Genomic DNA, 9,858 nt, shown 5'->3' with positions numbered 1-9,858 from the left:
TCGCCGCCGTCCCCCACCGCGGCGAGCGCTGCCGAGAGCCCCGCGACCCCCGAACCGACGACGAGGATCACGGCTTCGCGGCCAGCATGCGCTCGAGCGCGACCCGCGACGCGTCGGCCACTCCCGCGGGCACGGTGATGCGGTTCGGCGTCGCGCCGGCAAGCAGCGACTCGAGCGTCCACGCGAGGTACGCCGGGTGGATGCGGTACATCGTCGAGCACGGGCACACGACGGGATCGAGGCAGAAGATCGTCACGTCGGGCCGCTGCTGCTGGAGTCGGTTCACGAGATTGATCTCGGTGCCGACCGCGATCACGCTGCCGGGCGCTGCCCGCTCGACCTCTTGGCGGATGTACTCCGTCGAGCCCGCCCCGTCGGCGGCATCGACCACCTCGGCGGGGCATTCGGGATGCACGATGACGCGCACTCCGGGGTGGTCGGCGCGGGCCTGCTCGATCTGCGCCACCGTGAAGCGCTTGTGCACGGAGCAGAAGCCGTTCCACAGGATCACGCGCGCATCGCGCAACTGCTGCTCCGTGTTGCCCCCGAGCGGCAGGTGCGGCCGCCACAGCGGCATCTGCCGCTCGTCGACGCCCATCGCCCGTGCGGTGTTGCGCCCGAGGTGCTGATCCGGGAAGAACACGACGCGCTGTCCGCGCTCGAAGGCCCACTCCAGCACGGTGCGCGCGTTCGAGGAGGTGCAGACGATGCCCCCGTTGCGCCCGCAGAACGCCTTGATCGCCGCAGAGGAGTTCATGTAGGTGACGGGGATCACGGACTGCCGGCCGTCCGCCCCGGTCTCGCCGAGCGCCGCCATGAGCTCGCGCCAGCACGCCTCCACCTGGTCGATGGTCGCCATGTCGGCCATCGAGCAGCCCGCGGCGAGGTTCGGGAGGATGACCGCCTGATCGGCGCCCGAGAGGATGTCGGCGGTCTCGGCCATGAAGTGCACACCGCAGAAGACGAACGCCTCGGCCTCGGGGCTTCCCTTCGCGGCCTGCGCGAGCATGAACGAATCACCGACGAAATCGGCGTACCGCACGATCTCGTCGCGCTGGTAGAAGTGGCCGAGGATGCGCACGCGCGGACCGAGCGTTTCGCGTGCCGCGGAGATCCAGGAGTCGAGCTCCGCGTCGGTCGCCGAGGTGTAGCGCTCGGGCAGCGGCCCCTGACGCGGGGCGTCGACGGGGGCGCGGTCGATGGTCGAGGCGCCCGGGCCGTACCCGGGTTGCCGGTCGATCGCCCACGGAGCCTGCGGGAGCGACGGGTCGCACGTCGAGCGGCCCGTCGCCCGCAGCGCGATCGGGCGCGCCGCGACGCGGCGGTGCTCGGGCGCGGACGCCGATGCCGATGCCGATGCCGATCCCGGTGCGGGTGCGGCGCCGACGCCGTCACCGCCGCCGAGGGCGGCTTCGCGCTCGCGCTCGTGCGCTGCGGCAGCGGTGATGAGTTCGGTGACGCTGGTCATGCGGACCTCCGTGGGTGCGGGCGCGCGTCGGGGGGCTCCGGCGCTGCATCGTTCGAGAATCGGTAGAGCCGTGCAGGGCGGTGCGCGGCTCCGGTCTCGCGCTCGCCGGTGTCGACGAGCACGCCCCGGGCGAGCATCTGCCGCCTGAAGTTGGCCGGATCGACCGCTGCGCCGAGCACGGCTTCGTGCACGGCTCGGAGCCTGCCGATCGTGAAGGTCGGCCCCAGGAAGCGGTGCGCGACGGCCGCGTACTCGGTCTTGCTGCGCAGCCGGGCGAGCGCGTAGGCGATGATGCCGGCGTGGTCGAAGGCGAGTTCGGGGAGGCGGTCGGCCGAGCACCACGCCACGTTGCCCTCGGAGTCCGGGCTCGCGGCGTCGAACGGCTGGAGCGGTGGCGGATCGCGCGGATCGTCCCATCGTCGGCTCGTGCTCGGGGCGGTCGTCACGCGGTTCCACGGCCCGTCGGCCGACCCTGCACCGGAGTCGCTCGGGCGATCCTCGGCGGCGGCCGCCGCGCCCGCCCCGACCGCCGCGTCGAGGTCGCCCTCGCCGAGCATCGCCCAGTACGCGATGGTCACGAGCCGCGCGGCGTCGGCCGAGCGCTCGACGCCGCCGAACGCGTACAGCTGCTCGAGGTAGCCGGGAGTGCATCCGGCGGCGGCGCGGATCGACCGCAGCGCGGTATCGGTCAGCGTCTCGTTCCACCGGGTCGGCCCGCCGGGCAGCGCCCAGCGCCCGCGGAACGGTTCGCGGGTGCGTCGCACCAACGGGATCCAGAGCGTCGCGGGTGCGGCAGACGCCTCGCCGTCGGCGGCTGCGTCCGCATCGAGGGTCGACGCGCCCGGCGGCGGCCGGAGTGCGAATGCCACCGTGGACACGGCGACGGCGGGCGGCAGGTACGGCCGCTCGCTCGCGCTGGCATCGGCGAACCCCACATCGACCTCCCTCTCGGCCCGGTACGCACCCGAACGCGAGTTCGAGTCAGATTGACCTTAAGCAGCATACGCCGAGCGGCGCGCGTGTCAAGACGCGCGCCCGCTCGGTCACGCAAGGTAACGATTGCGCAGATGGGTCTCGCGCCGCCCGGAACCGTGGGATAAGCTCAACGGGTAAGACCAGTAATGCCGAACGTAGGGATTCTCCAGCACGTTTTATTTGCCGCTGAAATGCAGCAAGCTACCAGTCTCCACGTCGGCGCCGTCGCCGTGGCACCCCGGCCGCACCTGCGGCCAGCAACACACGAAGGAAACACAGTATGGCCACCGGCACCGTGAAATGGTTCAACTCCGAGAAGGGCTTCGGCTTCATCACCCCCGACGACGGAGCATCCGACGTCTTCGCGCACTTCAGCGCGATCGCAGGCAGCGGCCGTCGCGACCTGTTCGAAGAGCAGCGCGTCGAGTTCGACGTCGAGCAGGGCCCCAAGGGCCTGCAGGCGAGCAACATCCGCGCTCTCTGATCAGCGCACGATGACGAGGTGCAGGGCATTCGCCCTGCACCTCGTTTTTGTATGGTCCGCACATCGCGCTCGACGCGGCCGCCCGCACGTCGCTACGTTCGGATCACCCTGACCCCTGACACGGGAGCCGCATGTCGACGCTGACGTACCCGCACCTCTTCACCCCGCTCGCGCTGGGGGCCATCACGCTCCCGAACCGCATCATCATGGGGTCGATGCACGTCGGCCTCGAGGAGACGCCCGGCGGCTTCGAGCGGCTCGCGGCGTTCTACCGCGAACGGGCGGTCGGTGGCGCGGCGCTCATCGTCACCGGCGGCGTGTCGCCGAATCGCGACGGGCGGCTCACGGAGGGCGCGGCGATGCTCGCCACGGAGTCCGACGTCGCCGACCACCGCATCGTCACCGACGCCGTGCACGATGCGGGCGGGCGCATCGTGCTGCAGATCCTCCACTCGGGGCGATACGGCGCGCACGGCGACATCGTGGCCCCGAGCGCCCTGCGCGCACCCATCTCGCCGGTCACGCCGCGCGAGCTCGACGCCGACGGCATCGAGCGCACCATCGACGACTTCGCGCGCACCGCGTCGCTCGCCGTGGCGGCGGGGTACGACGGCGTCGAGATCATGGGCTCCGAGGGCTACCTCATCAACGAGTTCACCGCGCCGTGCACGAACCGCCGCTCCGACGACTGGGGCGGCGACGCCGAGCGGCGCACCCGATTCCCCGTCGAGATCGTGCGCCGGGTCCGGGCGGCGCTCGGCGAATCCGGCATCCTCATCTACCGGCTCTCCATGCTCGACCTCGTGCCCGACGGCTCGACCCTCGACGAGGTCGTCGACCTCGCGCTGCGCGTCGAAGCCGCCGGCGCCTCGCTCATCAACACCGGCATCGGCTGGCACGAGGCGCGCATCCCCACCATCGCGAGCTCGGTGCCGCGGGGCGCCTTCACCTGGGTCACGCGGCGCCTCATGGGCGCGGTCGCGATCCCGCTGATCGCCACGAACCGGATCAACACGCCGGAGACCGCCGAGGCGGTGCTCGCCTCGGGCAGCGCCGACCTGGTGTCGCTCGCACGGCCCTTCCTCGCCGATCCCGCCTTCGCGGCGAAAGCCGCCGCCGGCGCGCCCGAGCGCATCAACACCTGCATCGGGTGCAACCAGGCCTGCCTCGACCACACGTTCGCGGGCAGGATCGCGTCGTGCCTGGTGAACCCGCGCGCCGGCCACGAGACCGACCTCGTGATCGCACCGACGACCGCCCGGCGCCGGATCGCCGTCGTCGGCTCGGGCCCCGCCGGCCTGTCGTGCGCCACGACGGCCGCCTCCCGCGGGCACGAGGTCACCCTCTTCGAAGCCGACACCCGGATCGGCGGTCAGCTCAACGTCGCACTGCAGGTGCCCGGCAAGAGCGAATTCCGCGAGACGCTGCGCTACTTCGGGGTGCGCATCGCGGAGACCGGCGTCGCACTGCGGCTCGGCGAGCGGGTCGACGCCGCGACGCTCGCCGCCGAGGGGTTCGACGAGATCGTGCTGGCGACGGGGGTGCTCCCCCGCCGGCCCGAGATCGACGGACTCGACCACCCGAGCGTCGTCGGCTACCTCGATGTGCTGCGCGATCGCGTTCCGGTGGGTCGGCGCGTCGCGATCCTCGGGGCCGGCGGCATCGGGTTCGACGTCGCCGAGTTCCTCACCTCCGATGCCGACGAGGATCCCGCCGACGTGCCGGGCTTCCTCGCCCACTGGGGCGTCGACGCCGAGTACCGCCGCGGCGGCGGGCTCACCGTCGCCGTCGAGGAGCCCCCGCAGCGCTCGGTCGTGATGCTGCAGCGGAGCGCCGGCAAGCTCGGGAGTCGGCTCGGCAGGACGACCGGCTGGATCCACCGCACGGAGCTCGCCCGGCGCGGCGTGCGCATGGTGCCGGGAGCCGAGTACCGGCGCGTCGACGACGACGGCCTGCACCTGACGCTCGACGGAGAGGCGACGACGCTCGCGGTCGACACCGTGGTGCTGTGCACGGGGCAGGATCCCGCGCGCGAGCTGCACGGCGAGCTCGCCGCGCTCGGCATCGGCGCGCATCTGATCGGCGGGGCAGACCTCGCAGCGGAGCTCGACGCGAAGCGGGCAATCGACCAGGGCACGCGCCTCGCCGCGAGATTGTGAGACGACCATGATGCACCACTCGGACGCCGCGGAGCGCCTCTCGCGCATGATCCGGATCCCCACCGTCTCCGCGGAGCTCGACGAGCGCGGCCCGGCGCCGTTCGACGACTTCGCCGCCGTGCTCGCAGAGCTGTACCCGCACGTGCATCGCGCGCTCGACCGGGAGCGCATCACCGAGTTCGGTCTGCTCTTCCGCTGGCGGGGCGCCGATGCCGGGCTCGACCCGGTCGTGCTGATGGCGCACTACGACGTCGTGCCCGTCGATGAGCGCGACGACTGGGCCCACCCGCCGTTCGAGGGGCGCATCGCCGACGGATACGTGCACGGCCGGGGCGCCCTCGACGACAAGGGCCCGCTGCTCGTCATCCTCGAAGCCGTCGAGTCGCTCCTGACAGAGGGTTTCGTGCCGGCCCGCGATGTGTACCTCTCGTTCGGCGGCAACGAGGAGACCTTCGGATCGGCGGCGCGCGCCATCGCCGACACGTTCACCGCGCGGGGCATCACCCCGTGGCTCGTGCTCGACGAGGGCGGCGCCGTCGTGGACGCGCCGCTGCCGCTCGTGCGCGGGCGGGCCGCGATGGTGGGCGTCGGCGAGAAGGGCCCGATGACGCTGCGGCTGAGCGCCCGCGGCGACGGCGGCCACGCGTCGGCGCCCCCGTCGCTCACCGCCGCCAGGCGGGTCGCGCGGGCGGTGACCCGCCTGGACCCCGGCACGTTCCCCGCGCGCACCCCGGTCGGCGTGAGCCGCATGCTCGCGGGCTTCGTCCCGAGCACAGCGGGGCCCGCCCGCGGGCTCTACCGGTTGCTGGCCGCGCACCCCCGACTCACCGCCCGCGTCTTCGCCCGGCTCGGCGGCGAGCCCGCGGCTATGGTGCGCACCACGGTCGCGGCGACCATGCTCGCCGGGGGAACCGCGCCGAACGTGCTGCCGTCTCGCGCGAGCGCGACCGTGAACCTGCGCATCGCGCTCGGGGAGACGGTCGCCTCGACCGTGCGGCGGGTGCGCCGCCGCATCGCCGACCGGCGCGTGCTGATCGAGGTCGTGGACGGCGAGGAGCCCTCGCCCGAGTCGTCGACCGACAACGCGCAGTTCGCGCTCATCGCCGAGTCCGTGGGCGCATCGCATCCGGAGGCCCGCACCGTGCCCTACATCATGATGGCGGCCACCGACTCGCGGCACTTCCACCGCTTCGCCCCCGCCGTCTACCGATTCGCCCCGCTCGCCATGTCGGCCGAGCTGCGGGCCACGATCCACGGCGTCGACGAGCGGGTGTCGATCGCGGAGCTCGAGCGCGGCACCCGATTCCACCGCGCGCTGCTCCAGCGGCTCCCCGCCCGGCCGGGCGCATGACCCGGGTGCGGCTCGGCGCGCTCGCGGGAGTCGTCGGCTTCCTCGCGTTCGTCGAGTTCACGAGCGGGTTCCTCCAGGGCTACTACACCCCGATGCTCTCCGACATCGCGCGGCATCTCGAGGTGCCCGACGCCGATGTGAACTGGCTGGAGGGCTCCCAGCTCATGCTGTCGGCCCTCGTCGTGCCGGTGCTCGCGAAACTCGGCGACATGGTCGGGCACAAGCGGATCCTGCTCTGGTCGACCGGGGTGACCGCCCTCGCGACGCTCGCGCTGCCGTTCGCCACCACCTTCCCGCTCTTCCTCGCCGCCTGGACGCTGCAGGGGGTGTACGTCGTCTGGCTGCCGCTCGAGATCGCGCTCATCTGGTCGCGCACGCGCGATCGGGAGGGCCGCTCACTGCTCACGGCTCGCGCCGCGGGCGCGCTCGTCGCCGCGCTCGAGGCGGGGGCCATCTCGGGGGCGCTGATCGGCGGAGCGCTGATCGACGCGCTGCCCATCACCGGTGTGCTCCTGATCCCCGGCCTGCTGGTGCTCGTGTGCCTCGCCGTGATCGCGTTCGGCGTGGCCGAGTCGCCCGTGCAGCTCGGGGGCAGGATCGACGTCGTCGGGCTCGCGCTCGTGACGGTCGCCCTGCTCGCGTTCACCGGCGGGCTCGGCCTGCTGCGGGTGCAGGGCGTGGCGAACCCCGTGCCGTGGGCCGTCGTCGTGCTCGGCCTGCTGCTGTTCGTGCCGTTCGCCAGGTGGGAGCTGCGCCACCCCGACCCGCTGATCGACGTGCGGCTCTTCCGCTCCCCCGCGCTCGCCCCCGTCTTCGCGACCGCCGCCCTCTTCGGCATGAGCGTGCTCGGCGCCCAGGCACCGCTGTCGACCTTCATCCGCACCGACCCCTCGACGGCGGGGTACGGGCTGGGCATCGGCGGCTTCCTCACCTCCCTGGTGATCGGCGCCTACCTGATCGCCATGGTGGCGGGGGCGCTCGCGTATCCGCTCGCGGCGCGCGTCTCCACCCCGCGGAACGCGCTCGCCGCCGCAGCGCTGCTCGTCGCACTCGGGTACCTGCTGTTCCTGCCGTTCCACACGACCTACGCGCACATGGTGACCAACATGGTGATCGCCGGGCTCGGCTCCGGGGCGCTGGTCGCCGCGCTTCCGGCGGCCGCCGCCTCCGGCGCCCCGCCGCATCTCACGGGCGTCGCCACCGGGCTCACGAACTCGACGAAGACCGTCGGCGGCGCCGTCGCGTCGGCGATCTTCGGCATCGCGCTCATGCACGGCGTCGCGGAGGCGGCCGGGGTCGGCGGCGCTGCCGACGGCGCCGTGGCCGGCGGCACGGCCGGATCGTTCGCCGGCTACGTGGTGGTGTGGTGCGTGTGCGGCGGGTCGGCGCTCGTCGCCGCCGTCGCGCTCCGCTTCGCGGTGCCGGAGGACGCGTTCCGCGACCCCGTCGGCGTTGAACGGGAGCGACCGCGCGGGCGGCGCTAGCGGGGCGGCGCGAGCAGCTCGTCCGCGGCGCCGAGGGCGCGCTCCAGCAGTTCGTCCAATCGATGCCGGCCCGCGCCGAGCGCCGCCCACCGCCACACCGTGCCCACCAACGCGGCGGAGTATCCGGCGGCGATGACCTCGGCCTGCAGCGCGTCGCGCCCCTCCCGTCGCAGGCGGCTCTCGATCGCCGCCGCGATGCGCAGCTGACGCGAGGCCCGACCCGCCGCGAGTTCCTCCTCGACACCCATGGTGCGCGCCTCCGCGATCGCGAGGGCCAGGGTCTCCGGGGCCTCGCCGGCGGCGAACACGCGCAGCGCACCCGGCGCATCCTCGGCCGATGTTCGCAGCGCTGCCTCCAGCGCCGCGATCCGGGCGTCGAAGACGTACCAGAGCATCTCCGACTTCGAGGCGAAGTAGTTGAAGAAGCTGGAGCGGCTGACCCCCGCGCGCCGGGTGATCTCCGACACCGACGTCGCCTCGTAGCCGCGCTCGAGGAACAGCTCGCACGCGGCGTCCGCGAGCATCTCCCGGGAGGATGCGTGCGGACGCCCGCGGCTCGGAGACATGCTCACCACTGTAGCGAACGCCCGGGGGCTGCGAGCGGCGCGGGCCCGAGCCGCGGGGCGCGCCCCGGCCCGCGGCTCAGAGGTGCTTTCCGCCGGTCACCGGGAGCACGGCCCCCGACACGTACGAGGCGTCCTCCGAGGCGAGGTAGACGTACGCGCCGGCGAGTTCCGCGGGCTGCCCCGGGCGGCCGAGCGGCGTGTCCTCGCCGAAGTGCACCTGCTTCTCGTCCCATCCCGTGGCCGGGATGAGGGGCGTCCAGATCGGGCCGGGCGCGACCGCGTTGACGCGGACGCCCCGCTCCCCCTGCTGCTCGGCGAGCGCCTGCGTGAAGGCGACGAGCCCCGCCTTCGTCATCGCGTAATCGAGGAGGTCGGGCGACGGGTTGTACGCCTGCACCGACGCCGACACGATGACGCTCGATCCCGGCTGGAGGTGCGGAGCCGCCTCGCGGAAGAGCAGGATCGGCGCGACCAGATTGGTCGAGAACACGTTCTCCACGGCATCCCGCGTGATCTCGGCGTTCGGCTCGCGCTCGCGCTGCGTCGCGGCGTTCAGCACGAGGATGTCGAGGCCGCCGAGCTCGTCGACGGTGCGGCGCACCGCCTCGACGCAGTCGGTCTCGTGCCGCAGATCGCCGGGCAGCAGCACGCCCTTGCGATTGGCCTGCTCGATCTGCTCGAGCGTCGCCTGGGCGTCCTCGTGCTCCTCGGGCAGATAGGCGATCGCGACGTCGGCGCCCTCCCGCGCGAACGCGATCGCCACCGCTCGTCCGATGCCCGAATCGCCGCCGGTGATGAGGGCCCGCATTCCTGCGAGCCGGCCGTTGCCGGTGTACGTGTCCTCGCCGTGATCCGGCGCCGGCTGCATCGGCTCCGTGAGGCCCGGCTGCGACGACTGCTCCTGCTGCGGCAGCGGCGCCTTCGGGTACTTGGTGCGCGGGTCCATGTTGGGGGTCATGCGTCCTCCTCGATCGTGCGTTCGTTCGGTCTGCGGTGGCTGCGCCGCGTTCGGCGCGCCGGTCAGTGCGAGCGCAGGAGGTCGATGAGCTCCTGCTTGCGCATGCGGGAGTATCCCGAGAGACCGAGCTCCTTGGCTCGATTCTTGAGCTCGTCGACGGTGCGCTCCTCGTAGTCCTCCGCGTGGCCGCCGCGCTCGCCCACGCGCGATCGCCCGTCGCGGGCGGCTGCGTTCGAGATGCGCGCCGCCTTCTCTGCCGACGCGCCGTCGTCGCGGAGCTTCTCGTACAGTTCGGGATCCTTCAGCTGCGGGGTCTTCGATTTCGGCATCGACCATCCTCTCCCTTCACGTCGTGCGCTCGACGCTACGGCGAGGCTCCGCCCCGCGGCAGGGCCTCGACAGCTGCGCGCGCG

General features: G+C 72.9%; 9 protein-coding genes. 4 read left to right on the top strand and 5 right to left on the bottom strand.

Annotated elements, in window-relative coordinates:
- Positions 1–67: 67 nt before the first annotated feature.
- Together nadA and NS354_RS00700 are read right to left on the bottom strand one after the other, a co-directional pair.
- On the bottom strand, positions 68–1,468 hold the full coding sequence (gene nadA, locus NS354_RS00705) for a quinolinate synthase NadA (RefSeq protein WP_241490278.1): 1,401 nt from the start codon (positions 1,466–1,468) through the stop codon (positions 68–70).
- Positions 1,465–2,403 carry an NUDIX hydrolase gene (locus NS354_RS00700; RefSeq protein WP_058592707.1) on the bottom strand — a complete coding sequence of 313 codons (939 nt, stop codon included), beginning with the start codon at positions 2,401–2,403 and terminating at the stop codon, positions 1,465–1,467. The genes nadA and NS354_RS00700 overlap by 4 nt, the downstream gene beginning before the upstream one ends.
- A 320-nt stretch (positions 2,404–2,723) precedes the next feature.
- Between NS354_RS00700 and NS354_RS00695 the strand changes: the two genes are divergently transcribed.
- From NS354_RS00695 to NS354_RS00680, 4 genes are all read left to right on the top strand, one after another.
- Complete coding sequence (locus NS354_RS00695) at positions 2,724–2,927, top strand: cold-shock protein (protein WP_058592706.1); 204 nt, start codon at positions 2,724–2,726, stop codon at positions 2,925–2,927.
- 131 nt (positions 2,928–3,058) lie between these two features.
- The gene (locus NS354_RS00690; RefSeq protein WP_058592705.1) at positions 3,059–5,086 is read left to right on the top strand and encodes an NADPH-dependent 2,4-dienoyl-CoA reductase; all 2,028 of its coding nucleotides are present in this window, start codon (positions 3,059–3,061) and stop codon (positions 5,084–5,086) included.
- 7 nt (positions 5,087–5,093) lie between these two features.
- A complete protein-coding gene (locus NS354_RS00685; RefSeq protein WP_058592704.1) occupies positions 5,094–6,437 on the top strand; it encodes a M20/M25/M40 family metallo-hydrolase in 1,344 nt (447 codons plus the stop codon).
- Entirely contained in the window at positions 6,434–7,921 is a 1,488-nt protein-coding gene (locus tag NS354_RS00680; RefSeq protein ID WP_058592703.1) for an MFS transporter, read from the top strand. The genes NS354_RS00685 and NS354_RS00680 overlap by 4 nt, the downstream gene beginning before the upstream one ends.
- Here the strand turns inward: NS354_RS00680 and NS354_RS00675 are convergent.
- The 3 genes from NS354_RS00675 to NS354_RS00665 form a co-directional block, all read right to left on the bottom strand.
- Complete coding sequence (locus NS354_RS00675) at positions 7,918–8,487, bottom strand: TetR/AcrR family transcriptional regulator (protein ID WP_058592712.1); 570 nt, start codon at positions 8,485–8,487, stop codon at positions 7,918–7,920. The two genes, NS354_RS00680 and NS354_RS00675, sit on opposite strands and share 4 nt — an antisense overlap.
- Before the next feature lie 76 nt (positions 8,488–8,563).
- The gene (locus NS354_RS00670; RefSeq protein ID WP_082677824.1) at positions 8,564–9,445 is read right to left on the bottom strand and encodes an SDR family oxidoreductase; all 882 of its coding nucleotides are present in this window, start codon (positions 9,443–9,445) and stop codon (positions 8,564–8,566) included.
- A gap of 62 nt (positions 9,446–9,507) precedes the next feature.
- The gene (locus NS354_RS00665) at positions 9,508–9,774 is read right to left on the bottom strand and encodes a Rho termination factor N-terminal domain-containing protein (protein ID WP_058592710.1); all 267 of its coding nucleotides are present in this window, start codon (positions 9,772–9,774) and stop codon (positions 9,508–9,510) included.
- Positions 9,775–9,858: the final 84 nt, after the last annotated feature.

The organism is Leucobacter chromiiresistens (assembly GCF_001477055.1).
GTDB classification, from domain to species: Bacteria; Actinomycetota; Actinomycetes; order Actinomycetales; family Microbacteriaceae; genus Leucobacter; species Leucobacter chromiiresistens_A.
This window is presented reverse-complemented; position numbering and strand designations above follow the sequence as displayed.

Excerpts from the sequence above, each read along its gene's own strand:
- nadA (WP_241490278.1), bottom strand. The coding sequence starts at position 1,468 with ATGACCAGCGTCACCGAACTCATCACCGCTGCCGCAGCGCACGAGCGC.
- NS354_RS00680 (WP_058592703.1), top strand. The coding sequence starts at position 6,434 with ATGACCCGGGTGCGGCTCGGCGCGCTCGCGGGAGTCGTCGGCTTCCTC.
- NS354_RS00675 (WP_058592712.1), bottom strand. The coding sequence starts at position 8,487 with ATGTCTCCGAGCCGCGGGCGTCCGCACGCATCCTCCCGGGAGATGCTC.
- NS354_RS00665 (WP_058592710.1), bottom strand. The coding sequence starts at position 9,774 with ATGCCGAAATCGAAGACCCCGCAGCTGAAGGATCCCGAACTGTACGAG.
- NS354_RS00685 (WP_058592704.1), top strand. The coding sequence starts at position 5,094 with ATGATGCACCACTCGGACGCCGCGGAGCGCCTCTCGCGCATGATCCGG.
- NS354_RS00670 (WP_082677824.1), bottom strand. The coding sequence starts at position 9,445 with ATGACCCCCAACATGGACCCGCGCACCAAGTACCCGAAGGCGCCGCTG.
- NS354_RS00690 (WP_058592705.1), top strand. The coding sequence starts at position 3,059 with ATGTCGACGCTGACGTACCCGCACCTCTTCACCCCGCTCGCGCTGGGG.
- NS354_RS00695 (WP_058592706.1), top strand. The coding sequence starts at position 2,724 with ATGGCCACCGGCACCGTGAAATGGTTCAACTCCGAGAAGGGCTTCGGC.